Origin of the sequence: Nonlabens sp. (assembly GCF_018401815.1) — a bacterium.
In the GTDB taxonomy this organism is placed as follows: domain Bacteria; phylum Bacteroidota; class Bacteroidia; order Flavobacteriales; family Flavobacteriaceae; genus Nonlabens.
Genome location: NZ_JAGYKG010000001.1, coordinates 626606 through 652702, shown reverse-complemented (window position 1 = coordinate 652702; position 26097 = coordinate 626606). Strand labels below are relative to the sequence as shown.

19 protein-coding genes and 1 tRNA gene are annotated in these 26097 nt (G+C 38.0%); 16 read left to right on the top strand and 4 right to left on the bottom strand.

Annotated features, from left to right (window positions below; all coding sequences use genetic code 11):
- Positions 1-115: 115 nt before the first annotated feature.
- Both KG732_RS02900 and KG732_RS02895 read left to right on the top strand, forming a co-directional pair.
- Positions 116-1345 (top strand): metallophosphoesterase, encoded by a 1230-nt coding sequence (locus KG732_RS02900; protein WP_213520876.1) that lies wholly within the window; start codon positions 116-118, stop codon positions 1343-1345.
- Between the two features lie 92 nt (positions 1346-1437).
- Positions 1438-1734: a co-chaperone YbbN gene (locus tag KG732_RS02895; RefSeq protein WP_213520875.1), complete on the top strand. Its 297-nt coding sequence runs from the start codon at positions 1438-1440 to the stop codon at positions 1732-1734.
- 114 nt (positions 1735-1848) lie between these two features.
- Here the strand turns inward: KG732_RS02895 and KG732_RS02890 are convergent, their stop codons facing one another.
- Entirely contained in the window at positions 1849-2475 is a 627-nt protein-coding gene (locus KG732_RS02890) for a polysaccharide deacetylase family protein (protein WP_300980279.1), read from the bottom strand.
- Positions 2476-2477: 2 nt separating this feature from the next.
- Positions 2478-5876, bottom strand: a complete 3399-nt coding sequence (locus tag KG732_RS02885) for a DUF2723 domain-containing protein (RefSeq protein WP_213520874.1) — start codon at positions 5874-5876, stop codon at positions 2478-2480.
- Positions 5877-6228: 352 nt separating this feature from the next.
- Between KG732_RS02885 and KG732_RS02880 the strand changes: the two genes are divergently transcribed.
- The 4 genes from KG732_RS02880 (at position 6229) to KG732_RS02870 (ending at position 9813) form a co-directional block, all read left to right on the top strand.
- Positions 6229-6299: transfer RNA gene (locus tag KG732_RS02880), tRNA-Gln, on the top strand.
- A gap of 1703 nt (positions 6300-8002) precedes the next feature.
- Positions 8003-8977 (top strand): hypothetical protein, encoded by a 975-nt coding sequence (locus KG732_RS13020; RefSeq protein WP_300980278.1) that lies wholly within the window; start codon positions 8003-8005, stop codon positions 8975-8977.
- Between the two features lie 98 nt (positions 8978-9075).
- A complete protein-coding gene (locus KG732_RS13015) occupies positions 9076-9537 on the top strand; it encodes a hypothetical protein (RefSeq protein WP_300980277.1) in 462 nt (153 codons plus the stop codon).
- A 129-nt stretch (positions 9538-9666) separates the two neighbouring features.
- Positions 9667-9813, top strand: coding sequence for a DUF4372 domain-containing protein (locus tag KG732_RS02870; protein ID WP_300980276.1), 147 nt, complete (start codon positions 9667-9669; stop codon positions 9811-9813).
- A 389-nt stretch (positions 9814-10202) separates the two neighbouring features.
- Here KG732_RS02870 and KG732_RS02865 read toward each other — a convergent pair whose 3' ends face one another.
- A complete protein-coding gene (locus KG732_RS02865) occupies positions 10203-11024 on the bottom strand; it encodes a universal stress protein (protein ID WP_213520873.1) in 822 nt (273 codons plus the stop codon).
- A gap of 147 nt (positions 11025-11171) precedes the next feature.
- Between KG732_RS02865 and rimP the strand changes: the two genes are divergently transcribed.
- Genes rimP through infB form a run of 3 tightly spaced genes read left to right on the top strand, consistent with a single transcriptional unit; the run spans position 11172 to position 15810 of the window.
- Positions 11172-11639 carry a ribosome assembly cofactor RimP gene (gene rimP, locus KG732_RS02860; RefSeq protein ID WP_213520872.1) on the top strand — a complete coding sequence of 156 codons (468 nt, stop codon included), beginning with the start codon at positions 11172-11174 and terminating at the stop codon, positions 11637-11639.
- Positions 11640-11647: 8 nt separating this feature from the next.
- Positions 11648-12880, top strand: coding sequence for a transcription termination factor NusA (gene nusA, locus KG732_RS02855; protein WP_213520871.1), 1233 nt, complete (start codon positions 11648-11650; stop codon positions 12878-12880).
- 32 nt (positions 12881-12912) lie between these two features.
- Complete coding sequence (gene infB / locus KG732_RS02850; protein WP_213520870.1) at positions 12913-15810, top strand: translation initiation factor IF-2; 2898 nt, start codon at positions 12913-12915, stop codon at positions 15808-15810.
- Between the two features lie 72 nt (positions 15811-15882).
- Here the strand turns inward: infB and KG732_RS02845 are convergent, their stop codons facing one another.
- Positions 15883-16284, bottom strand: a complete 402-nt coding sequence (locus KG732_RS02845) for a translation initiation factor IF-2 (RefSeq protein ID WP_292891663.1) — start codon at positions 16282-16284, stop codon at positions 15883-15885.
- A gap of 156 nt (positions 16285-16440) precedes the next feature.
- On the opposite strand from KG732_RS02845, the gene KG732_RS02840 reads away from it, so the two are divergent.
- Genes KG732_RS02840 through KG732_RS02810 form a run of 7 tightly spaced genes read left to right on the top strand, consistent with a single transcriptional unit; the run spans position 16441 to position 26097 of the window.
- A complete protein-coding gene (locus KG732_RS02840) occupies positions 16441-17787 on the top strand; it encodes a c-type cytochrome (RefSeq protein ID WP_213520869.1) in 1347 nt (448 codons plus the stop codon).
- A gap of 20 nt (positions 17788-17807) precedes the next feature.
- Positions 17808-20873, top strand: a complete 3066-nt coding sequence (locus tag KG732_RS02835) for a TAT-variant-translocated molybdopterin oxidoreductase (protein WP_213520868.1) — start codon at positions 17808-17810, stop codon at positions 20871-20873.
- A gap of 27 nt (positions 20874-20900) precedes the next feature.
- Positions 20901-22337: an NrfD/PsrC family molybdoenzyme membrane anchor subunit gene (nrfD, locus tag KG732_RS02830; RefSeq protein ID WP_213520867.1), complete on the top strand. Its 1437-nt coding sequence runs from the start codon at positions 20901-20903 to the stop codon at positions 22335-22337.
- A 12-nt stretch (positions 22338-22349) separates the two neighbouring features.
- Positions 22350-22883, top strand: coding sequence for a DUF3341 domain-containing protein (locus KG732_RS02825; protein ID WP_213520866.1), 534 nt, complete (start codon positions 22350-22352; stop codon positions 22881-22883).
- A complete protein-coding gene (locus KG732_RS02820; RefSeq protein ID WP_213520865.1) occupies positions 22883-23575 on the top strand; it encodes a cytochrome c in 693 nt (230 codons plus the stop codon). Before KG732_RS02825 ends, KG732_RS02820 begins: the two co-directional genes overlap by 1 nt.
- Before the next feature lie 20 nt (positions 23576-23595).
- Positions 23596-24999 carry a quinol:cytochrome C oxidoreductase gene (locus tag KG732_RS02815; protein WP_213520864.1) on the top strand — a complete coding sequence of 468 codons (1404 nt, stop codon included), beginning with the start codon at positions 23596-23598 and terminating at the stop codon, positions 24997-24999.
- A gap of 21 nt (positions 25000-25020) precedes the next feature.
- Complete coding sequence (locus KG732_RS02810; RefSeq protein WP_213520863.1) at positions 25021-26097, top strand: cytochrome c oxidase subunit II; 1077 nt, start codon at positions 25021-25023, stop codon at positions 26095-26097.

Here is a 26097-nt window from a genome sequence, read left to right as displayed (position 1 = left end):
GTTTTTTAAAGGGTGAAAAGGAGTAATAAAATTTTGATGATCAAGCACCTATTTCTTTTAAAGGCTTTAACGCTATACCAACATTTTAAAAATAAAATCGCATTAATTTTGCGGTATGACTAGACTCCTAATTGTCCTAGCGATTTTTATCGCACTAGAAATTTATGCTTTTCAGTTAATACGTACCTTGTCAGTAGGGCATTGGTGGAAATGGATTTATTTAACTGTTTCTATAGGGGTGATTCTAAATGTGATTTTACAGTTTTTATGGCATCCAGATCGAGCTCAAGTGTCAGATTCCAGAGATATTGCTATTACGCTAGCGCTGGCCTTCTTTGTGTTGAAGCTGGTGTTTTTTATGTTCATGTGTAGTGAGGATATTTACAGAAGTATAGAAGGGTTGATCAGTAGCTTTAGAGAAAAAAAAGACCAGGAGGCATCATTTTTACCTAGTCGAAGAGCCTTTATAGCAAAAGTAGGTTTAGCGGTGGCTGCACTTCCCTTTGGTGCTATTTTATACGGTGCTTGGCGAGGTAAATACGACTACCAAGTTAGAGAATACGAACTGTCTTTTGATGATCTTCCAGAGGCTTTTGACGGGTATAAAATTACGCAGTTGAGCGATATCCACGTTGGGAGTTTTGACGATAGGGAAGAAGTGGAGTACGCAGTAGATCTTGCTAATCAACAACAAGGCGATGTCATCTTGTTTACTGGAGACCTAGTAAATAATGAAGCGAGAGAAATGGAAGGTTGGGAAGATCTTTTTGGTTCACTAACTGCAAAAGATGGAGTGTATTCCATATTAGGGAATCACGATTATGGAGATTATGTGCAGTGGGAGTCTGAGGAAGCCAAAGAAGAAAACATGCAGCAATTGTACCGAGTTCAGAAAGATATGGGCTGGAGACTGTTGCTCGATGAGAATGAAAAGATAACACGTGGTTCCGATTCCATTCAAATAGTAGGAGTTCAAAACTGGGGAGGAGGTCGTTTTCCTAAATATGGAGATCTTCAAAAAGCGGCTACTGGGTTGACTAATGAAGAGTTTAAAATCCTATTGAGTCACGATCCTACGCACTGGGATTTACAGGTCAAAGGAGATGCGAAAAAGTACCAGCTTACCTTAAGCGGTCACACACACGGAATGCAATTTGGTATAGAAATTCCTGGGGTTATCAAATTGAGTCCGGCTTGGTTTGTTTATAAAAAATGGGCTGGAATCTATAAAGAAGCGGGTCAGTTTTTAAATGTGAATAGAGGTTTTGGCTTTTTAGGATATTCGGGTCGCGCAGGAATATGGCCAGAAATTACCGTGATTACCTTAAAGAAAAGAGCTAAATAGTACAAAAATTAAGGTTTAAAAGGCTTGTTAGAAATTGATTGGTGTTTCTATTGTCGTTTTTATGTACATTTGAAAATATTTAATTGGTGATTATGTCAAAGTTCGGTGAGCTGATTAGTGCAAATGTTCCAGTGTTGTTCAACTTTTTTACGAACTGGAACGAAGATACGGTTGCAATGAATGAAGTGCTTCGAAATGTTGCCGCTGCTCTAGGGGATAAGGCCAAGGTCATTAAAATTGATATTGATAAAAATCAAGAGCTTTCCGAGGCGCTTAGAATCAAAGGGGTTCCTACATTCATTATTTATAAAAACGGAGAGATGAAATGGCGACAAAGTGGCGCACAAGATGATAACACATTGATCCACCAATTACAAAAATTTCATTAGCCTGTTGTGGATCGAGATCCATAAAACCGCTCTGCTGCAAGGTTTGGTAACCACGACTACAACTCCAATTATATAAAAGGTTAGGTTACCAAACCCTATACATTTGACCTGATGTTAGGATACAGAGATTGCCTTACTGGCCCATCCATTTTCTCTAAGGAATTCCAAGTACGGAGGTAAGATCTTTTGTAGTTGTTGAAAGGACTTTTCACTATCGTGAAAGACAATAACACTACCGTTACGAGTATTCTTTTTAAGAGCTGTTAAACAAGAACCTGAAGTTCTATTAGGATCAAAATCCCCTGAAAGAACATCCCAAAGAATGATCTTATAGCCTTTTTCTTTTAAGCCTTTAGTTAGTTTACCAGTTATGCGGCCATAAGGTGGTCTAAATAGGTTGGAGCTAACCAGTTCTGCGCATTGATCAACATTGTTGAGGTATTCATCTGTACTAGCTGTCCAAGCGTTTAAATGATGGAAAGTATGATTTCCCACACGATGACCTTTTTCTTGTATAAGGTCATAGATTTCAGGGTTTTTAGCTACTTGATCCCCTATACAGAAAAAAGTCGCCTGAAACTGCTGTTTGGCAAGTTCGCGCAATACAAAATCAGTTGCCTCTGGGGTAGGGCCATCATCAAAAGTAAGATAGACTCTTTTATTTTGGCGATCGCCATGCCAAAAGTAACTTGAAAAAAGCTTAGAAAACCAATAGGGAATGCGATCTGGATATAACCCCATATTTATTCCAGCGTATCTATAGGTAATTCTTCTCTTGCGGTGGTAACCTGTTCAACCGAATTATCAAGAAGATCTCTCAGCTCTGTTGCTGCTTCAGGATCTGGAAAGACTTCCTCTGTGTCTGCACCATCTTTACGGATGTAATAGGCTTCATTTAAATACCTAACAAAAGGTTCAAAGTAGTCGTTATAGGTGTCGACATGCTTATCGATCATTTCTTGATCCTCGTAAAAAACAGCAACTTCAGTGATCGAGTTGTATCTAACCACTGCTTGTTGTATGCGCGAGTAGTTCACTTCTTGCTCAGCGAGTGTCAGCGCGTTGTAATGATCCAATTCATCTTGATATTTTAAAATAATCTGGTTCATTAAGTCTCTTGCTTTTTCCTTTTTATCCAGTTCGTAATAGCCAGAAACAAAAGGTTCCAGCATGGAGTAGTTGCCATAGTATTCTAAAGGCATGTGTTCCATTCCCAGATCTAAAAGCTCTTCTGCCTTATCAAATTGACCGTCTTTAGCCAAAGCCTCAGAGGCACGAGCAATATTACTTCTATAACCCACACTGTTGCGTCTGGTTTCTACATCGTGATAAATAGTTGGTGAACCACTATTGCCCCACTCCCAGTTTTTAATCACTTGATAGGCATAATCAGGATCTACTCTTCCCATATCAAATGGATCACGCGCATCTTCTGGAGTGTACTTGATAGGGATCAATCGGTACGCACAACCATCGAGTTGTAAATACTCTTTCATCCATATATAATCCTCATCACCAAAGGCACCACCAGAAAAATAGATAGGGCGTTCCCAGTTATTGGCATTGATAATGTCCAGCATGAGCATTCTGTTTTTATAGATCACATCGTCTTTTATATGAATGACAATTTCATCTACAATTTGATCTGCATCTTTTTGTGACACCACACCATTTTTGAGGACCGCTTCTTTATTTACCGGTATAGAAATATATTTTGTAGGAAAGGTATGCTCGAAGTGATCATTTCTCATTTCCTCTTGGGTAACCTTATTATCACTAGCGACCCACTCCATCCATTGATCCAATTTCATGGTGTCAGGAAACCTGTAGGTGTCATCTTGATTTAAGTCTCGCATGCGTTGTTGTATGCGTTCTTTATCCGTATAATATAGAGCATCTCGTGTTCCAAATCTGTATTTGCTGTGCGTAAGCGTAGATGGAACAGGTTCACTATCCCAAGCTTTCTTTTTCATATCGTCCATATACCAGTCCGTACTTAACAGCGATGTGCAAACCACACGCACGTCCGTACGGTAACCTTCTACCTCTTGTGCATACCATAATGGGAAGGTATCATTATCTCCTATAGTAAAGATCAAGGCATTGGGCAAGCAGCTGTCCAAGTATTTTTTGGCACTAGCAAGAGCGGTGTATTTTTCAGATCTGTCGTGATCGTCCCAGTTTTGATATCCCATTAGAAGTGGTGCTGCGGCAAAACAAGCGGTCAAGGAAAGTACCTGTGCTAGTTTAGATTTCATAAGGTCGCAGAGCAGTTCATAAACGGCATAACAGCCCATACCTATCCACATACTAAATACCAGAAAGGATCCAACATAAGCATAATCTCGTTCTCTTACTTGAAACATCGCTTGGTTCAGGTAAACGATAATGGCCAGCCCGGTAAAAAGAAATAAAGCTAAAGTCACATAAAAAGATTTTAAATCTTTACGCGCATGAAAAACAGCACCTAAGATTCCTAAAAGGAGTGGCAAGAAAAAGTATGTGTTGCGGCTTTTATTATTCAGCATGTCATCACTTAATTCATCTTGAGTACCTAGTCTCCATTCATCAATAAATCGGATACCGCTCAGCCAGTTACCGTCATAGGAATCCCATTCTCCTTGCACATCGTTTTGTCTACCAGTGAAATTCCACATAAAGTAACGCATGTACATATAACTGATCTGGTAGTTTGCCATATACTTCATGTTATTCACAAAACTAGGTTTGTCTATAGCTACGGCCTCACGAAGAGAGACCAGCACTTCTATATATTCATCTATATCAATGGTGCCTCGTTGCAGCCTGCGCTCGTAATCATCGAGTACCGACAGGAGTTCTTGGTTGTTCTTATACTCTTTTTTGACCGTATAATCGAGCCCGCCCATAAACTCTATATAATTGTTAGCTCGGGAAGGATCAGTCATGCGAGGAAAAAATCCTTTATGTCGGTCGTTGGTGTTAGGAATAGCATCTTTATAATTATTAACGATGACATATTTCCCTAAGTTTTCATCTTTTTCATACTTCGGCTTTTCGTCTTTAAAAGCCTCGTTATCTTCTGTGGTGGGATCATCCGGATTGTATCCCGCATACCTATCGGTAAAGGATTCACCATAAAATAATCCAGGTGATGGGTACTGCTCTCGATTGTAATAAGCCAGTAAGGCACGCGCATCATCAGGGGCATTCTCATTGATAGGTGTTCCTGCATTTGCTCTTATAGGCAACATGGTCCAGGAAGAAAATCCTATTAAAACAAACATGATGCAGAGCGTGATGGTGTTGAGGAGCGGTTGGTTGCGCTTTCGCGAAAGCGAGATTAAAAAAATAAATAAGCCGACAATTAGTAAAAAGGCGATAATGGTACCTGAGTTAAAAGGAAGGCCGATATCATTGACAAAAAATACTTCTAAGTAACCGAAAATACTAAGGGTGTAGGGGAGCAATAATTTAAACACAAAAAGCAATACTGCAATAACTGCAACATTGGCCACAATAAAGTTGAATAAGGTGATTTTTTTATAATGTTTAAAGTACCAAAGCAATCCTATGGCAGGAATGGTAAGAATTCCCATAAAGTGAATTCCGAAAGAAAGACCTACGACAAAAGAAATAAGAATAAGCCAGCGGTCGCCACGTGGTAATAACATGTCGCGCTCCCATAATAATCCTATATAAAACAAGACACTCATAAGCAATGCAGCTGGGGCATAGACTTCAGCCTCAACGGCGTTGTACCAAAAGCTGTCGGTGACTGCAAAGGCAAGAGAACCTACTGCTGCAGCTCCTAAAACCATAACCTCATTTGCTTTTTCCTTTAAGACATGTCTTTTTAATAAAAGGGTGAGCGACCAAAACATGAATAATATGGTAAACGCACTAGAGAATACGGCCAAAAGGTTAACGGTATAAGCAATAGCTGTTGCTTCTAGGGCGAATATGGAAAAAACAGCACCCATCATCTGGTAAAGAGGGGCTCCTGGTGGGTGTCCTACTTCCAGTTTAGAAGAGGTGGCGATATATTCACCGGCATCCCAGTAACTCACGGTAGGCTCTACCGTACTCCAAAAAACGAATAATGCTATGGCAAATACAGCCCAGCCTATGATTTTATTTAATTGTGCGTAGTTGAATGTCATAGTTGTGATTTACTGAAGCGAAAATAAGATTTTATGACCTTACTACCCATAAAATATGATGTATGATCTGAATTTATTACTACAAAACATGGCTTTTTTTTCATTCTGCGTTGTTTAAAGAATAGGTTGTGGCAAGTGTTTTTCTTTTAGGACAGCCATTGAACCTAACTTTTCTAAACGTCAAATAGGAAATTAGCGTATGTCAAGCAGCTTTGATTTCATAAAAGCCAAGGCTTCCCTCTGGTTTTAAGGCTGATGATCGCTAGATTTTTGGATTAAATAAGGCTCCATTTAAATTTATACGATTTTTATTTGTTGAAATTGAGAATTGTTATAAATTTGCAACCGATTTTGTCCCATGGTGTAATGGTAACACTCCGGTTTTTGGTATCGTCATTCTAGGTTCGAGTCCTAGTGGGACAACAAAATTAAACCTTAACTATTTGATAATAAATAGATTGAGGTTTTTTTATGCTTTAAATTGTACGATTATTGTACGGTAACTTTAATTAATCAATATAATCTAACTATTAGATCTTACCAGAGTATTTAATCAATACTAATCAACTATTGAATTAATCAATACCCTTACAACTATTGATTGTTTCCCCAGCTAGGTAAAAAATGTCTCGTTTCTTTAATTCTAGAGCATAAAAAAGGAAAGCTATTTCTAACGTTCCTTTTTTCTTAACTCTTGTTGTGTAAATCACGAGCGGGAGGCTCGCGCCAGCTGGGGTATTTATTATTGAGATTAAAAATGAGAAGGCGTAATATAGTGAGGACGGACGTGAATTTGATGAAGAGTTCCCATTGTATAATGATGGGGAAGATAGATGTAAATTATTTTTCTAATTTATTGGTAGTACAATCATTGTAAAAACAGAGAGCTGTCATTTTATCTAAGGAGGTAAAGGCGTTATATTCAATGGTACCTTATAAACAACAAGGCATTTAAAAATGAAAGCCTAGACTTTTTTCTGGATAAGGCTAACGAAACGGGCCCTTTAAACATCTATACTTTACATTATTAGTTAAAAGGGGGACAGATGTATCATTATCAGTTTCATCAAAAACCACTCACGTCTGAACTATCGAAATTATTTACGGATCCGTTTTTGCTAGTTTTTCTAGTAGGAAAATAAGTTCCACCTTCCTTTAATTGTTAGATGTTTTCCAATTTTAAAACAAAGCCCAATTGAATTAAAAAGAAATATTGGCCAGAGAAGAACAAAACCAAAAGACAAAAATAACATATCTTTTTAAAGAATGTTTGAAACCTGTAAAAATAAAGTGAAGAAATAAGTAAATCAGACCTATTGAGAAATAAATTATCATTGTTTAAAATGTTTAAATTGATTGTGATAATTTACATTTTTTTTGATTTTAACATTTATTAAAAAGTAAAACCATATTTTCAAAATATTAATTTCAAAATAATATCACTCCTAACTTATTAGGGGTTAAACCATTATCGTATTCTAAAATTTTTCAGAAAAATTTTCAAGAGGTTTTGCAAAAGGATTATCCCCAATGAACGACCTATTTGAGGGTAAAATGACGAGGGATACGGACGGAGGGGAGGGGATAGACTCAAGGAGGGGGACTTCGTTAGAATGTAATGAGGTTATTTCTTGACAACGATAATAAGTTGAATCCTTTTTAATCGGAAGTATTGCCGGTAGTAAAGACTTTTAGATATTTCATTATATGTTGTCAAAATAAAGGATTGAATTTCTTTTATTCTATCGTTGTCAATTGGTTCTCGTGAAAACAAGTAAACTTTATCATAATAAAAACATCTAATATTTTAAATTACTTGTCGGCCACTTACAACAGAAATTCCACTGAACTTAAGTTCAATATCTTTTCCAAATTTCTTCTGCACCATCTTATTGAAGTTTAGGCTTGATTTGTGAGTCTTAAAATTAATACCAACTATAATCATTTAGTTATGATAAGGAAATTGTAAAATTTTATTACATCCAACCTGTTATGTATATAAAATTCATTTTTTTATAACTAGTAAAATATAATTGTTTTTCGTAAAAACATCTTAAATAAAGTGTTTTTCATAAAGTGTAAGTGTTTTTCACTATCTTTGAGTAATTATAAATCACAAAAACCAAATGGATAATAAGTGTTTTTCACAAAGATTAAGTGTTTTTCACGGGATTAAAATGCCGGAAGAGGGATACTTGGTCGGTTACGCGGTTTTAATCGATTATTTTTCATTGGAAGTCCCTACACCTGATTATTTAACTTTAATAAGTTTAAAGAATAGAAAATATAAAACGGAGGATTTTCAGGTATTAACACCACGTTATCAACCCAAGGAGACATTATATCATCAATTGGTATTTGCATTAAAATATGAGGGCATTCACGTATTGTTTTTTAAAAAACTATTTGAAAAACTACCCCAAGAAGATATTATCGCTTTAGTTCAAGAAGAACCGCAAGGCCAATACAGTAGAAGAATATGGTTTTTGTATGAATGGTTGATGAAAACAACTTTACCTATACCTGATTTGGATACCGGCAATTTTATCATGCTCATTGATGATAAACTACAATATACAATACCTGAATCCGAGAACTCAAAGAGACATCGTGTAAAGAACAATTGTCCGGGTACTTCAGAGTTCTGTCCTTTAATTAGACGAACAAAAAAATTAGACACCTACCTTGCTCTCAACCCACAAGATACTATTCAGGGAAATGTAAAAGGGATTCATAAAGATATTTTATTACGAACATCATCGTTTTTACTATTGAAAGACTCAAAAGCATCCTTCAACATAGAAGGGGAGACGCCTACACAAAGTAGGGCTATTAGGTGGGGTAAGGCAATTGGACAGGCAGGCAGAGACACTTTAAGTAAGGAGGAATTAGAGCGATTACAGCATATTGTTATTGGTAATAGTAAATTCACTAAAATGGGTTATCGTTTAGAAGGCGGTTTTGTTGGAGAACACGACCGAATAAACGGAACACCTATTCCTGAACACATTTCTGCAAAACATAAAGACATTGAAAAGTTAATGGAGGGATTATTGAAAACCTCTAATAAAATGATAACCTCTAATTATCACCTGTTTTAACCGCTACAAGTATTGCTTTTGGCTTTGTATTTATTCACCCTTTTGAAGATGGAAATGGAAGATTACACAGATATTTAATACATCATTTACTCGCCGTGATGAAATTTACACCACAAGGTATAATTTTTCCAATTTCAGCCTCTATTTTAGAACGTATTAATGATTACAGAAAAGTTTTAGAACATTATTCTCATCCTTTACTTAATTTTATTGAATGGGAAAAAACTAAGGACAATAATGTAAAAGTTGGCAATGACACTATCGATTTTTATCGCTATTTTGAAGCTACAAAACAAGCAGAGTTTTTGTCTGAATGTATTGACGATACTATTAATAGAATTATTCCTGATGAAGTTGATTACCTACAAAAATATGATGAAATGAAGGCATGGTTAGATGACCATTATCAAATGCCAGATAAGAAGGTCGCACTTTTAATCCGTTTTTTAGAGCAAAATAATGGTCTTATTTCAAATAGAGCAAAAGAAAAAGAATTTGTTGGACTTACAAATGACGATATACAATCCATAGAAGACAACTATAGACTTTGTTTTAATTAAATCGAGAAATTAATTAAATTGAAAATGATAAAAAAAATTATTAGTGTCCCACACACATTTTTAAAAGCGGGATTTCCAATTTAAGATTTCCCGCTTATTTTATATCTTGTTTTTACTACAAAACCAGATATGAACAAAAGTAATAACTTTAGTGGACAGCCAATAATCAAACAACTTTTAAAGTTACTCCCTTCAGCTATTATTTCTCGGACAGTCTCACAACATAATAGTGATCGGTACTACAATCGTTTTAAGACTTATGTAAGCTTCCCTTAATCAGGACACCTTAAAATTCGACAAATAATTATTGTTTAGGTCAGATTTGATGAAGAATTTAAATTCTTCATCAAATCTGGGTATATATTCTTTAGGAGATATGTTTCCTAAAGACTTATGCGGGTGGTTGTAATTGTAATCCTCTCTAGTTGTCTCTAATTTTTTGAAGTTGATAAATGTCATTAAAATAAGAATCTACTAAATCAATACCCTTGCAACTATTGATTGTTTCCCTAGCTGGGTAACAAATGTCGAGTCTCTTGAATTCTAATACAGCATCAGTTCTCGTGGATGGTGCTCCATAAAGGAACCATCACAGATCAATAAAATCAGTCGGCTGCAAGATGCTATAAAGTAAAAGCAAGCAGTATTTCGGCAAACTTTAATAGTTACTTGATCCTGAAGGTGATCACAGGCAAGCTGGAGTGGTTCACCACATCCTCACTAACGCTGCCGTTAAAAAAATGGGACAAACCTTTACGGCCGTGATTTGCCATTCCGATAATATCACCTTTAACATCCTTGGTGTAGTTGAAGACTCCTTCCTCTACAGAATTGTCATTGTATATGATATAATCTGCTAGCTCTACGTTGACATTTTTTAAATACTCGGCCATCTTTGCTTCAGCTTCTCTAGTGCTCAAAAAATTAGAAGGAGTGTTAACATAAAGAAGATGAAGCTTGCATTTTGTTTTTTTGGCAAACAAGTCGGCCTCTTTTAGAGCGCTGGTAGCATTTGGGTCTAAATCTGTAGCAAAAACAAAATCGTTTACATCTAATTGCTTTTTTCTGTCTTTTACAACTAGAACAGGGACTTCAGAGTTTCGTACGACTTTCTCTGCATTGGAACCTATAAATAGATTGCCTATTCCTTCTGTCCCATGACTTCCCATGACGATCAGGTCAGCACTATGACGTTTTACCGTGTTCATAATACCACTAAAGGCAGCTCCAGTTTCTACATCTCCATGAATTGTAATTCCTTGAAGAAAATCTTTCTTAAGTAAATTATCGAATTTTTTTTTGGCGAGCTTCATAAAAAACAAGGCTTCTGGCAGGTTAGAGCTCGCATTATTTGCGAGATGTAAGGGGAGGTCCAGCTGGTGTAGTAAAAATAATTCCCCATTATTTTCACGTACAATATCAGCAGCGACTCTCAATGCGTTTTCTGCCTGTACTGAAAAGTCTGTTGGCACAATTACCTTGTTCATAATGTTGGTTTTGAATCATTTAAAGATACAAAAAAATATAACTTTAGCAGGCTGTTTTTTAAGCCTTTGGAAATACTTAAAAAAATAGTATATTTGCAAAGTATTTAAACAAACACGAGGGGACTAAAGTCCCCTCTTTTTATAAATATGTTGAAAGAGAAGGTAGAAAAATTATTAAACGAGGCGTTTGAAGAGCGTCCAGACTTATTTTTGATTGACTTCAAAATGGGTTCTGGTAACGAGATCCAGGTCATTATTGATGGAGATGACGGTGTTAAATTGTCAGACTGTATGTTTTTTTCTAGAGCAGTAGAGCATAATTTAGATAGAGAAGAATATGATTTTTCTATTGAAGTGTTAAGTGCTGGTGCTTCCTCTCCTTTGAATTTTCCACGTCAGTTTATCAAAAACTTGGGTAGAGACCTTCAAATCGTTGACAGAGAAAAAAGATCTGAAACAGGCCTTTTAAAACAGGCAGACACTGAAGGTGTGACGATTACTTGGAAAGCTCGAGAGCCTAAGCCTATAGGTAAGGGTAAAGTTACTGTGGAAAAAGAGTGGACCTTAAAATATGAGGACATTAAGCAAGCAAAAGTTGTTGTAAAATTTAATTAGAAAGTAATATGGAAAATCTCGCATTGATCGAGTCTTTTTCTGAGTTTAAAGATGATAAAATGATAGATCGTGTCACCTTGATGGCGATCTTAGAAGATGTATTTAGAGCCGCTTTGAAAAGAAAGTACGGTGAAGATGACAACTTTGATATTATTATTAATCCAGATAAAGGTGATTTAGAGATCTGGCGTAACCGCGTTGTTGTTGCAGATGACGAAGTAGAAGACGATAATTCTGAAATATCTCTAACAGAGGCTCAAAAAATCGAGCCGGATTACGAGGTAGGTGAAGATGTTGCAGAAGAAGTGAAGTTGATTCAGTTAGGGCGTCGTGCTATCTTGGCATTGAGACAGAACCTTATTGCTAAGATTCACGAACACGACAATACCAATATCTTTAAACATTTTAAAGAATTAGAAGGAGAACTCTACAGTGCAGAAGTACACCACATAAGACACAGGGCGATCATTTTATTAGACGATGATGGCAATGAAATCATCATGCCTAAAGACCGACAGATTCCATCTGACTTCTTTAGAAAAGGGGAGAATGTACGAGGTATTATTGAAAGCGTAGAGTTAAGGGGGAATAAGCCTAACATCATTCTATCAAGAACCTCTCCTAAGTTTTTAGAAAAATTGTTTGAACAGGAAATTCCAGAAGTTTTTGACGGAGTTATTTCTATAAAAGCAGTCGTAAGGGAGCCAGGGGAAAAAGCAAAAGTAGCTGTAGATAGCTATGATGATCGCATCGATCCTGTAGGAGCTTGTGTAGGGGTTAAAGGTTCCCGTATTCACGGTATTGTTCGTGAATTAGGAAATGAAAACATTGATGTAATTAATTACACTTCTAACATGCAGTTATACATCGCGAGAGCGTTGAGTCCTGCTAAGATAACTTCTATTACCATCAACGAAGAAACTAAAAAAGCTGAAGTTCGCTTGAGCCCTGAAGAAGTGTCTAAAGCCATAGGTCGTAGAGGCCACAATATTAGATTAGCTGGTAAATTAACTGGTTATGACATTGATGTGATTAGAGAAGGTGGTGAGGAAGATGTAGAGTTGACCGAGTTTACCGATGTGATCGACGGTTGGGTTATTGAAGAATTGAGTAAGATAGGACTGGATACTGCCAAAAGTGTTCTAGAGCAAGACGTTGCCGACTTGATAAAACGTACAGATCTTGAGGAGGAAACCGTGTTAGAACTGGTTAGAATCCTAAGAGCAGAATTTGAAGATTAGATTAGAAATTAAAGTCAATCCTGAACCATTTTATGGCTGAAGTAAAAAACATGAGACTCAACAAAGTTCTAAGAGAATTCAACATCTCTTTAGACCGTGCTGTGGAGTATCTTAATTCTAAAGGAATTGAGATAGAGGCTCGCCCTACCACAAAAATAGACGAAAGCGTCTATCAAGCACTTGCTGATGAGTTTCAAACTGATAAAAGCAAAAAAGTTGCCTCAAAGGAAGTAGGTGCTGAACGTCGCAAGGAACAAGAAGAATTGCGAATGCAGCGAGAAAAAGAACTTGAGGACAAACAGAAAAGGCAAGAAGTTATTAAGGCTAAAGCCACTCTTGATGGCACTAAACAGGTGGGTAAGGTAGATCTTACGGCAGGTAAAAAGGCAGAGAAATCTACTGATCAACTGGAGAAAGCTGAAGTACCCGTTAATAAGGATGCTGCTGCTGCTGAGGTAGAGAAGGAGTCTCAAGAAACGAAGGTAGAGCCAGTAGAACTACCTAAAGAGACCGCGACCGCACCAGTTTTGCAAGTTTCTAATAGACCTAAATCTATAGGGACTACCTTAATGGGGAAAATAGATCTTAGTAATAATGTTTCATCTAAGCCTAAGAAAAAAGAAGAGGTCCTTAAAAAGGACGAAAAGGAAACTCTGAAGACAGCAGATGCGGTTCAAGAAGTTAAAAAGCCGGAAGAAGTTGGAGTACCAGTTGACTCAACAGAAACCGCTGAGAAACAATTGACTGATAAAGTAGTTTCTGAAAACCCAGAGTCTGAAGTGATCAAAACAGAGTATAAAAAACTCGGGGGTCTTAAAGTTACTGGAGAAAAAATTGACCTTTCACAATTTGCAAAGCCCAAGAAGAAGGCAGCAGATACCAATAGAGGTAAACGTAAACGTATTTCTAAGCCAGGTGCTCCTGCCCCTGCTGCTGGAGGCACTGCCGCTAAACGCAGTAGTAATACTAGACGAGCTGCGCCAGCTTCTGGTGGGCCTGGTCGAAAAAACATTGTCAAAGAAGAGCCTACTGATGAAGAAATTCAAAAGCAGGTAAGAGAGACTCTTGAAAAGCTTCAAGGTAAATCTTCTAAGTCTAAGGCTGCCCGATACCGTAGAGACAAGAGAGATAGTCACCGTGATAAAGTGGATGCTGCAGAGCAAGCGCAAGCAGAAGATAAAAGCTTGCAAGTAACTGAGTTCGTTACTGTTAGTGATTTATCCATTATGATGGACGTACCGGTTAATAAAGTTATCGGTGCTTGTATGTCTCTTGGAATGATGGTGACTATGAATCAAAGACTGGATGCTGAAACGATGTCTATAGTTGCTGAAGAGTTTGGTTTTGAAGTAGAATTTGTTAATGCAGATATTGAAGAAAGCATCGCAGAGCTTGAAGATAAGGAAGAAGACTTAGTAACACGAGCTCCAATTGTAACCGTAATGGGTCACGTAGATCACGGTAAAACATCCCTTTTAGATTATATCAGAAAAGAAAATGTAATTGCTGGAGAAAGTGGAGGGATTACACAACATATTGGTGCTTATGGAGTAGAATTAGAAAATGGACAAAAGATTGCATTTTTAGATACACCAGGTCACGAAGCATTTACAGCGATGCGTGCACGTGGTGCGCAATTAACAGATATAGCTATTATTGTTGCTGCTGCCGATGATGATATCATGCCTCAAACTAAAGAAGCAATTTCGCATGCGCAAGCCGCAGGAGTTCCTATAGTATTTGCGATCAATAAAATTGATAAACCTCATGCCAATCCAGAGAAGATCAAAGAAGGTCTCGCTCAAATGAACTTATTGGTGGAAGACTGGGGAGGTAAAATACAATCCCATGATATTTCTGCTAAAGTAGGTACAGGGGTAAAAGAATTACTTGAAAAAGTGTTGCTTGAAGCAGAATTACTCGACTTAAAAGCCAATCCTAACAAGCCTGCTACTGGAACTGTCGTTGAAGCATTCTTGGACAAAGGTCGTGGATATGTCTCTACAATTTTAGTGCAAGCAGGTACTCTAAGAGTAGGGGATTATGTTCTTGCCGGCCCTAGGCATGGTAAAATCAAGGCAATGCAAGATGAGCGTGGAAACGAGGTTCTAGCAGCAGGTCCTGCAACTCCAGTATCTGTGTTAGGTTTGGACGGTGCCCCTCAAGCGGGTGACAAGTTTAACGTATTTGAAGATGAACGTGAGGCAAAGTCTATTGCAGCAAGACGAACGCAACTTCAACGTGAACAATCTGTTCGAACACAAAAAACCCTATCTCTTGACGAAATTGGGCGACGTATCGCATTAGGAGACTTTAAAGAATTGAACTTAATTCTTAAGGGGGATGTTGATGGTTCTGTAGAAGCTTTAACCGATTCATTCCAGAAACTATCTACTGAAGAAATTCAGGTAAATATTATTCACAAAGGTGTAGGTGCGATAACTGAGACTGATGTGTTACTTGCAACAGCTTCTAATGCAATAATTATCGGATTTAATGTACGCCCTCAAGGGAATGCAAGAGTTGTCGCCGATAGAGAAGAAGTGGATATACGCACGTATTCTATTATTTATGATGCGATCAATGATCTTAAAGATGCAATGGAAGGAATGCTTTCTCCAGAGCTTAAAGAAGAAATTACTGGTAACGCTGAAGTAAGACAAACCTTTAAAATATCCAAAATCGGTACTATTGCAGGTTGTATGGTCACAGATGGTAAGGTATTTAGAAATGGTGGGGTAAGACTTATCAGAGACGGCGTAGTGATTTATACAGGCGAACTCACAGCGCTTAAGCGTTTCAAAGACGATGTCAAAGAAGTGGCTAAAGGTTATGAATGTGGTATGCAAATAAAGAATTACAACGACTTGCAGGAAGGTGATATTATGGAATCTTTCAGAGAAGTAGAAGTAAAAAAGACCTTAAAATAACAAGAGTCTGTCTTATATAAATAAAAAGCGTCTTCATTTTAATGAAGACGCTTTTTTTATGGGGTATTTTTGCTAAGGCTTTAAGATAAAAGCATCTTTATACTCTTCCTTAATTTTTAGTAGCGCTCGATCTGCTTCTAGTCGACTTCGGTAAGTTCCTACCCATATCTTGTGGTAGGGAGATTCCCATTTTAATTCGGCTTTCCATGGTAGATCTAGTTGATCGTAGGTTTCTTTAGTGGTAATTGCTTGATCGCGTTCTCCATAAAATAATTGAATGGTAAATCTATCTTTAAAATCTCCTGAGCGATCCATGGCTATTTTGGTAGAAATCAATTGATCGATTTTTTGCTTATTTACCGGGTGGTATTCTTGCGCAATTCCTTGAAATGCAATAGAAAACAATCCCAAGTTTAGGAGAAGCGTTGTCACTTTTTTCATAGATATAGTAAGAGTTGTGTCGATTTTAGGCATTTTTAAAAATTCTAATTTAGACTAATTATAAATTATTTTCTTCGTTTATTAGAAGCAAAAATAAACGTTTTATGACCTATTTTTGCAGCAGCATTTACGATGCGGTAAAATACCGTAATTATTGTGCCAAAGTTATTGTAATATTCATTAAAGAAGATGACAAATAGGAAATTACATTTTTCCGCATGGCAGTTTTTGCTAGCGTTTGTATTCGTTGTGCTTAATTCGTTAAGTGTATACGCGCAACAGGATGCTACCACCTCAGATGGTGAGCCTGCGGTACCTGTAGATGCTGTCAGTGGTGCTGACGCAGCAAAAGGGGAAGAACTCTTTAAAGCAAATTGTGCCTCATGCCACAAGTTGTATAAGAAACAAGTTGGACCTGCTCTATATGGTGTTTCTCAGAAATACGAAAAGGAATGGTTGTACAAATGGATCGTAAATTCAGCAGAATTAATAGCTAGTGGAGATGCTAGAGCAAATGCGATTTACAACGAGTACAATCAGTCCAATATGAATGCTTTTCCACAGCTTTCTACTGTGGATATTGATAACATTCTTGCTTATACAGATACAGAGAAGCCTGCTGCTGTTGTTGACGTTGCCGGTGCAGAAGGAACTGCGGTTGCTGGATCAGGAGATAATTCGGTGACAAATAATATCATTTTAGGAGCGCTGGCTCTTGTGTTGTTGTTATTGGTGGTTCTTCTTATCGTAGTAAACAAGACGCTAAGACGATTTGCAGAAGCTAACGGAATTCAAACGGTCTTTGATGAAGCGACTGAAGAGCGCACCCCTATATGGAAAGCTTTTGCTCAAAATCAATTCTTGGTTCTAGTGACTGCGATATTCTTATTGCTAGCTAGTGCCTACTTTGGCTATGGAGCTTTAATGAGCGTAGGTGTTGATCAAGGGTATGCACCAGTGCAACCTATTCACTACTCTCACAGAATTCACGCTGGTACCAGCCAGATTGAATGTAAGTATTGTCACTCTAGTGCCCGTGAATCAAAGCATTCAGGAATCCCTTCCCTTAACGTATGTATGAACTGTCACAAGTCTATTGCTGAAGTGGCAGAGACAACCTATCAAGAAGGTATTGAGGAGTACGGTATTGACTACAATAAAGAAATTGAAAAATTGTATGCCGCAACAGGATGGGATACCGACGAACAAGCATTTGTTGGGGAAGAGCAGCCAGTAAGATGGGTGCGTATTCACAATTTGCCTGATCTTGCCTATTTCAATCACGCACAACACGTAACAGCAGGTAAAATCGAGTGTCAAACATGTCACGGTCCAGTAGAAGAAATGGAAGTGATGTATCAATATTCACCATTAACAATGGGATGGTGTATCAACTGTCACCGGGAGACTAACGTAGATCTTCAGGGGAATGGCTATTATGAAAAAATTCACAAAGAACTTTCTGAAGCTCGTGGTGGTCGTCAACTGACTATCGCAGATTTAGGAGGACTTGAATGTGGTAAATGCCACTACTAATAAAATAGTTTTAGAGATTTATGGCTACTACTAAAAAATACTGGAAAAGTACTGCGCAACTAGATGACAGCAACAAGATGGTAAAAGATCTTGAGCAGAACGAGTTTGCGAGCGCTATTCCTACCGATGAGTTTTTAGGAAACGATCAGGCGATGGAGGAATCAAATACCTCGCGTCGTGACTTCTTAAAGTATGTTGGATTCAGCACTGCTGCAGCATCGCTAGCAGCATGTGAGGGTCCAGTTATCTACTCCGTACCTTATGTAAACCAACCGGAGCAAATCATTCCTGGAATGGCTAACTATTATGCAACAACAATTGCAAATGGTTATGATTATGCGAGTGTACTGGTGAAAACACGTGAAGGTCGTCCGATTAAAATAGAAAGCAATAGGGATGCGGCATATAGAGGTCATGCAAATGCCCGTGTACATGCGTCTGTGTTGTCTTTATATGATAACAACCGTTTAAAAGCGCCTATGATTAAAGGGGTGGAGTCTACTTGGGAAGAACTTGATCAACAAGTTGCTGCTCAATTAGCTCAATTAAATGGTAAAGAATTGGTGGTGCTCGCACAAACTTATGCCAGCCCATCCATGTATAAAATCATCGCTCAACTTAAGGATACCTATACCAATGTGCGTGTGGTTACTTATGATACGATTAGTGAAGATGCTGCGTTAAATGCTTTTGAAGCTAAGTACGGCACTAGAGCTCTTGCAGATTATGATTTTACAAATGCAGAAACTATAGTTTCTGTAGGCGCTGATTTTGTAGGTGACTGGCAAGGTGGAGGATTTGATAAAGGGTATGCAAAATCACGTGTACCTAAGGATGGTAAGATGTCTCATCATATTCAATATGAGGCTAACTTGACTCTTTCTGGTGCAAATGCTGATAGACGTTACCCAGTTACTCCTACAGAGCAAAAGCAAATTATTGCTGCTCTTTATGGCAAAATTGTTGGGGGCGCAATAAATGTTTCCTTATCTGATAAAGTGGCCAAATCTGTAGAGCAAACTGCTATAAGCTTGAAAAGAGCTGGCAACAATGGGGTACTATTATGTGGTGTTCCTGACCAAGCGGCACAACAATTAACTATTGCTATTAATGAGGCTTTGAATTCTTCTATTGTGGATACGGCTTTACCAATAATGACTCGTCAAGGTAATCGTAAGGCAGTAGGTCAATTAGTAAGTGATATGAATGCCGGTAAAGTTGGTGCTATTTTCATCGCTGGTGTTGATCCTCTGTACAGTTATGATGATAGTGACGCTTTCGCGAAAGCGATAGAAAAAGTAGCCCTTAGCGTATCTTTTGCTTCTTCCATGAATGCAACAGCGGCTAAAGTAGACTACGTAGCAACTACGCCTCATTTCTTAGAGTCTTGGGCTGATACCGAAATTAAAAAAGGTTATGTGTTCTTAACGCAGCCTACTATCAACCCTATATTTAAGACCCGTCAATTACAAGAGTCTCTATTAAAGTGGTCGGGTAATGAACAGTCTTACAAGGACTTCTTAAAAGAAACTACTAGTGCTACTGGAGCAAGTTGGAATCAGTCGTTACAAGACGGTTTTTATAGTACAACTGCTTCTGATGTTAATGTTACAGTAGCAGAAGTAAGAGAAATTAGTAATGCTGATGCATTACGTGCTTTGGCAAATGCTAAAAAACCTTCTGGATACGAACTTACTTTATATACCAAAACAGGACTAGGTGATGGTAGCATGGCAAACAACCCGTGGCTGCAAGAATTGCCAGATCCTATCACAAGAACCACTTGGGATAACTACGTTACAATTTCGCAAGCAGATGCCGATGCGCTAGGTGTTGTGAATGAGAATGTAGCAAACGGTGCCTTAGATGGTACTCATGTACTAGTAACTCTAGACGGTGTAGAAAGAAAGTTTCCTGCACTTATCCAACCAGGACAGGCTGCTGGAACAATAGGAATTGCCTTAGGTTACGGACAGACTGCTTCTATTCAAGAAGAAATGCAAACCGGTGTCAACGCCTACCCATTCTATAAGAATGGCGTTGCAGTACAAGCGGTTACTGTTAAAGATGCTGGTGGAAATCACCAGTTTGCCTGTACACAATTACAAAATACCATGATGGGTCGCGATATTATTCGTGAAACAGATTTAACTACTTATAGAACAGGAAATAAGGACCAATTTAATCCGATGCCTGAAGTTTCTTTGAATCACATTGAAACCGCAGTAACTTCTCCAGATGTTGATCTTTGGGAAAGTTTTGATAGATCTGTTGGGCATCACTTCAATATGTCTATAGACTTAAACGCTTGTACCGGTTGTGGTGCATGTGTAGTAGCTTGTCATGCAGAGAATAACGTGCCTGTTGTAGGTAAAGCAGAAGTAAGAAAATCTCGGGATATGCACTGGTTGCGTATCGATAGGTATTATTCTTCTACGGATAGTTTTGAAGCCGATGAGGCCAAAAAAGATGGTTTTGATGGATTATTTGGGGACAATGGTTCATTAGGTGGTTTTGGAGAGTTGGAAATTCCAGCAGATAATCCAGAAGTATCTTTCATGCCAGTGATGTGTCAGCATTGTAATCACGCACCATGTGAAACAGTTTGTCCAGTAGCAGCATCTTCTCATGGTCGTCAAGGTCAAAATCACATGGCTTATAACCGTTGTGTAGGTACTCGTTATTGTGCTAACAACTGTCCTTATAAGGTACGTCGTTTCAACTGGTTCCTTTACAATGGAAATGATGAGTTTGATTACCACATGAATAATGACTTAGGTCGTATGGTGATCAACCCAGATGTTACCGTAAGAAGTCGTGGGGTAATGGAGAAATGTTCTCTTTGTATCCAAATGACGCAAATGACTATTTTGGAGGCTAAGAAAGATGGTCGCATGATCAAAGATGGCGAGTTTGCTACGGCATGTTCTAATGCTTGTTCTAACGGAGCTATTACCTTTGGTGATATCAACGACAAGGAATCGGAGATCTTTCAAGTAAAACAACAAGACCGTATGTATCACCTGTTAGAAGAAGTGGGAACTGAACCTAACGTGATGTATCAGGTTAAAGTGAGAAACATATAATTAACTAGGAAAACTAATCAAGACATTATGGCTCATTATGAAGCGTCCATAAGAAGACCTCTCGTTACAGGAGATAAGACCTATTCTGATGTAACAAGAGACATTGCAGCACCTGTAGAAGGTGAAGCAAATAAGCAGTGGTGGATTGTTTTTACAATCGCTCTCATTGCCTTTCTTTATGGATTAGGATGTATTACTTATACAATATCTACCGGTATCGGTGTTTGGGGATTAAACAAGACCATTGGATGGGCTTGGGATATTACTAACTTTGTATGGTGGGTGGGTATAGGCCACGCAGGAACACTTATTTCTGCCGTACTATTATTATTCCGTCAGAAATGGAGAATGGCGATCAACCGCTCTGCAGAGGCGATGACTATCTTCTCTGTAATTCAAGCAGGTTTGTTTCCTATTATTCACATGGGTCGCCCATGGTTAGCTTACTGGGTATTGCCTATTCCTAACCAATTTGGTTCTTTGTGGGTTAACTTTAACTCACCGCTTCTTTGGGATGTATTTGCTATTTCTACGTACCTTTCGGTATCATTAGTATTCTGGTGGACTGGTTTATTGCCTGATTTTGCAATGATCAGAGATCGAGCAATTACGCCGTTTAATAAAAAAATCTACGGAATCCTTTCCTTCGGTTGGTCAGGTCGCGCAAAAGACTGGCAACGTTTTGAAGAGGTGTCTCTTGTTCTTGCAGGACTCGCAACACCATTAGTACTTTCGGTTCACACGATTGTATCTTTTGACTTTGCCACCTCTGTTATACCTGGTTGGCACACGACGATCTTTCCTCCTTACTTTGTTGCGGGAGCTGTTTTCTCTGGATTTGCAATGGTAAACACCTTACTTATTGTTATGAGAAAAGTAGTAAGTCTTGAAAATTATATCACGATACAACACATTGAGTTGATGAATATCGTAATTATGATTACAGGATCTATAGTAGGGGTTGCTTATATCACGGAGTTATTTGTGGCTTGGTATTCCGGAGTGGAATACGAGCAGTACGCTTTCCTGAACAGAGCTACGGGACCTTATTGGTGGGCTTACTGGTCGATGATGACTTGTAATGTATTCTCTCCACAATTTATGTGGTTCAAAAAATTAAGAACGAGTATTATGTTCTCCTTTGCGATCTCCATTGTGGTGAACATAGGTATGTGGTTTGAACGTTTTGTAATTATTGTTACATCACTACACAGGGATTACCTTCCTTCTTCTTGGACGATGTTTTCTCCAACTTTTGTAGATATAGGAATCTTTATTGGTACCATAGGGTTCTTCTTTGTACTTTTCTTATTGTACTCCAGAACATTCCCCGTTATTGCTCAAGCCGAGGTGAAATCTATTTTAAAAGTTAGTGGTAGCAAGTACAAGAAGTTAAGAGAAAATAAAATGACGTCTAATGAAGGGGCTTCTTCGGGAGATCCTATCGCACATCCTAGCGAGTAGAACTAAGATATTATGTCAACAAAAATGATACACGCTTTATATACTGACGATGATGTTTTACTGAGTGCAGTAAAGCAAGTTAGAGACAAGCATTACCATATTGAAGAGGTGTTCACACCTTTTCCAGTTCATGGCCTTGAAAAAGCTATGGGAATTGCAGACACCCGTCTTGCGATCAACGCTTTCTTATATGGAATAGTAGGTTTATGTGTTGCTACGGCAATGATGAATTATATTATGATAGAAGACTGGCCACAAGACATAGGAGGGAAGCCTAGTTTTTCTTATCTAGAAAACATGCCGGCTTTTGTACCTATCATGTTTGAATTAACGGTATTTTTTGCCGCTCACTTAATGGTAATCACTTTTTATATGAGAAGTAGGTTATGGCCATTTAAAAAAGCAGAAAATCCTGACGTAAGAACTACAGATGACCATTTTCTTATGGAAATAGATGCTCATGGAGCAGATGAAGAAGAAGTTACCAAGTTTCTTTATGACACTGGAGCTGTAGAGATAAAATTAATTGACAAAGAAGCACACTGATGAATAGATTATTAAAAACCTTCTTTTTTGCTTTTGCTGCTTTGCTTATCGGTTCCTGTGGTGGAGATGATAAGTCGGTTGCAACTGGTACAAACAGAAGTGTACAATACTTTCCAAATATGTATGAGTCCGTAGGATATGAGACCTATCAAGAAGGGAAAATATTTCCTGGAAATGTGGAAGCTCAGTCTCCGGTAAATGGTTCTGTTTCTCGTGGATGGATGCCGTATGATTATGAAAATAATAATGATGGGTACGCTTCCGCGAAAGCGAATTTAAAAAACCCACTTCCTTACACAGAGGCAAATCTTGAAATTGGCGCGGAACTTTATAATATTTACTGTGCCATTTGTCATGGTACTAATGGAAATGGAAAAGGGCATTTAGTAACTACTGAAAAAATTCTTGGGGTTCCTAGTTATGATGCCCGCGAGATCTCACAAGGCTCTATATATCATGTGATGTATTACGGAATCAATTATATGGGTTCTTATGCGTCCCAGACCTCTATTGAGGAAAGATGGCAAATAGCTCATCATGTGGACGCGCTTACAAGAGATTTAAAAGGACAGCCTCGTCAAGAGTTTGTAACTGTAAATGATGAAATTAATGTTTCTGATTTGATTATGGAAGATAGTCAAGAGGGTGATCAACACACGACAGAAATAGAAACAACAACTGAAGGCCATTAAGCCCTAGAAGATATTGTAATATGTATAAGGTAACTAGCAAATTAAAGATTTTCGCAATCGTACTAATGGTTGTTGGAGCATTGTTTACTGCGGTGGGATTCTGGTCAGTTCCAAGTTCACAAGCCGCAGTGCAACAGATGATCGATAGCGATGCTGCAGCACACGGTGGTGCACATGAGACAGAATCAAAGGATCACGGTGGTGCAGCAGAGGAAGCACATCAGCAATCGGGTCATGCAGCTGCTCATAATACAGATGAGCCTGCGATAGATGATGCTCATGCTGGTGGTCATAATGACGAGCACGTAGAGCACTTATATCACCAACTACAAAACAGACCTTGGTCAGCGGTGTATATCGCTTCCTTTTTCTTTTTTATGATAGGTTTGGGTTCACTTGTTTTCCTTGCCCTACAAAAAGTTTCACAAGCTGGATGGTCACCATTACTCTTTAGAGTTATGGAGGGCATTGGTAGTTATATTCTACCTGGTGGAATTATCATGTTTATCCTCTTGCTGCTTTCTGGGTTGCACTTCAATCACATTTTTGTTTGGATGGAAGAAGGAGTTGATGTTTTAGGAAATGAAAACTATGACGCAATCATTGCTGGTAAAACAGGATACTTAAACGTACCGTTTTGGTTGTTTAGAGCAGGCGCATTTATAGTAGGATGGAACTTGTATAGATGGAACATTAGACGATTCGGTTTAAAACAAGATGAAGCAAAAGATGGTGATATCGCTTGGTATAAAAAAGGATTTAAGCACAGTGCTATGTTCTTGGTGTTTTTTATAGTTACAGAATCTATCATGTCATGGGACTGGATCATGAGTTTTGATCCACATTGGTTTTCTACTTTATTCGGATGGTATGTATTTGCCAGTATGTTCGTCTCCGGTATTACGACTATAGCCTTAGTAACTATTTTCCTGAAGTCGAAGGGTTATTTAGAGTTCGTAAACGACTCTCATATTCATGATTTGGCTAAATTTATGTTTGGTATTAGTATTTTTTGGACTTATTTATGGTTCTCTCAGTTTATGTTGATTTGGTACTCCAATATTCCAGAAGAAGTAACTTATTTTGTAACCCGTATTCAAGATTATAACATCCTTTTCTTCGGTATGGTGGCGATCAACTTCTTATTTCCTTTACTGATACTCATGAATTCTGACTTCAAACGTGTCAATTGGTTTGTAGTAACGGCAGGATTATTTATCATTGTGGGGCATTATTTGGACATATTTGTTATGGTGATGCCGGCAACCGTAGGGGTATCATGGTTTATAGGGTTCCCTGAAATAGGTGCGTTCTTATTCTTTGCTGGATTATTTATATTCTACATATTCCGTACGATTTCTAAAGCTCCTTTAATACCAAAAGGGGATCCTTTTCTAGGAGAGAGTAAACATTTTCATTATTAAAATCAATAGAAGACAACTGTAATGACAGCATTTCTAATCATATTTATAGCAGCCCTCTTTGCCATTTCAATTTGGCAAATTTCTAAGATTGTATCTCTCGGTAAAGCACCAGAGCCGGATTCTGATGCAGTTGAAGTGGCTAATGATGGCGATAATAAACGCCAAGGACAGTACATGCTTCTCTTTGGTATTGGGCTATACGCTTTAATGATTGCTTGTTTTGTAGGCTACAAGGATTATTTTTTACCAGATGCCGCTTCCGAGCATGGAGGGGAGTATGATGATCTGCTTTTACTTACCACGGTGGTTATTATGGTGGTTCAGGTCTTGACACAAGGCTTACTGCACTGGTTTTCTTATAAATATCACGGCAGAAAAGGTCAAAGAGCTCTATTTTATGCTGATAACGATCGACTAGAGTTTATTTGGACCGCTATTCCTGTAGTTGTTTTAGCAGGTTTAATTCTCTGGGGATTATTTTCCTGGAATGATATTATGGATGCCAATATGGATGATGATCCATTAGTGGTTGAAGTTTACGCCTACCAATTTGGCTGGAAAGTGCGTTACAGTGGTTCTGACAATACCTTAGGTGATGCTAATGTGCGTTTTATTGAAGGCCAAAATATATTGGGTATTGATCCTACAGATCAAGACGGCATGGATGATCAAGTAGCAACAGAGTTACATTTACCAGTAAATAGACCGGTGATCTTTAAATTTAGAAGTCAGGACGTTTTACATTCTGCCTACATGCCCCATTTTAGAGCTCAAATGAATGTGGTTCCAGGAATGGTAACTCAATTTAAGTTCACTCCTACCGTAACTTCAGAAGATTACAAATCAACTGAATTTATGACTGAAAAAGTTCGTAAGATTAATGAAATTAGACGACAGAAAAGTAAAGAGCTGATAGCTGATGGTGATGTGGCTTTAGATCCATATGAATTTGAATACTATCTTCTTTGTAATAAAATATGTGGCGCTTCACACTATAACATGCAAATGAAAATTGTAGTAGAAAGTGAAGATGATTACAACACGTGGTTAGAAACACAAACAACTTTTGAAAAAACTTTAGCTAACGCTGAAAATTAG

What these genes read in the sequence shown, in the direction of transcription:
- KG732_RS02900 (WP_213520876.1), top strand. Translation starts at nt 116, where the DNA reads ATGACTAGACTCCTAATTGTCCTAGCGATTTTTATCGCACTAGAAATT.
- KG732_RS02895 (WP_213520875.1), top strand. Translation starts at nt 1,438, where the DNA reads ATGTCAAAGTTCGGTGAGCTGATTAGTGCAAATGTTCCAGTGTTGTTC.
- KG732_RS02890 (WP_300980279.1), bottom strand. Translation starts at nt 2,475, where the DNA reads ATGGGGTTATATCCAGATCGCATTCCCTATTGGTTTTCTAAGCTTTTT.
- KG732_RS02885 (WP_213520874.1), bottom strand. Translation starts at nt 5,876, where the DNA reads ATGACATTCAACTACGCACAATTAAATAAAATCATAGGCTGGGCTGTA.
- KG732_RS13020 (WP_300980278.1), top strand. Translation starts at nt 8,003, where the DNA reads ATGGATAATAAGTGTTTTTCACAAAGATTAAGTGTTTTTCACGGGATT.
- KG732_RS13015 (WP_300980277.1), top strand. Translation starts at nt 9,076, where the DNA reads ATGAAATTTACACCACAAGGTATAATTTTTCCAATTTCAGCCTCTATT.
- KG732_RS02870 (WP_300980276.1), top strand. Translation starts at nt 9,667, where the DNA reads ATGAACAAAAGTAATAACTTTAGTGGACAGCCAATAATCAAACAACTT.
- KG732_RS02865 (WP_213520873.1), bottom strand. Translation starts at nt 11,024, where the DNA reads ATGAACAAGGTAATTGTGCCAACAGACTTTTCAGTACAGGCAGAAAAC.
- rimP (WP_213520872.1), top strand. Translation starts at nt 11,172, where the DNA reads ATGTTGAAAGAGAAGGTAGAAAAATTATTAAACGAGGCGTTTGAAGAG.
- nusA (WP_213520871.1), top strand. Translation starts at nt 11,648, where the DNA reads ATGGAAAATCTCGCATTGATCGAGTCTTTTTCTGAGTTTAAAGATGAT.
- infB (WP_213520870.1), top strand. Translation starts at nt 12,913, where the DNA reads ATGGCTGAAGTAAAAAACATGAGACTCAACAAAGTTCTAAGAGAATTC.
- KG732_RS02845 (WP_292891663.1), bottom strand. Translation starts at nt 16,284, where the DNA reads ATGCCTAAAATCGACACAACTCTTACTATATCTATGAAAAAAGTGACA.
- KG732_RS02840 (WP_213520869.1), top strand. Translation starts at nt 16,441, where the DNA reads ATGACAAATAGGAAATTACATTTTTCCGCATGGCAGTTTTTGCTAGCG.
- KG732_RS02835 (WP_213520868.1), top strand. Translation starts at nt 17,808, where the DNA reads ATGGCTACTACTAAAAAATACTGGAAAAGTACTGCGCAACTAGATGAC.
- nrfD (WP_213520867.1), top strand. Translation starts at nt 20,901, where the DNA reads ATGGCTCATTATGAAGCGTCCATAAGAAGACCTCTCGTTACAGGAGAT.
- KG732_RS02825 (WP_213520866.1), top strand. Translation starts at nt 22,350, where the DNA reads ATGTCAACAAAAATGATACACGCTTTATATACTGACGATGATGTTTTA.
- KG732_RS02820 (WP_213520865.1), top strand. Translation starts at nt 22,883, where the DNA reads ATGAATAGATTATTAAAAACCTTCTTTTTTGCTTTTGCTGCTTTGCTT.
- KG732_RS02815 (WP_213520864.1), top strand. Translation starts at nt 23,596, where the DNA reads ATGTATAAGGTAACTAGCAAATTAAAGATTTTCGCAATCGTACTAATG.
- KG732_RS02810 (WP_213520863.1), top strand. Translation starts at nt 25,021, where the DNA reads ATGACAGCATTTCTAATCATATTTATAGCAGCCCTCTTTGCCATTTCA.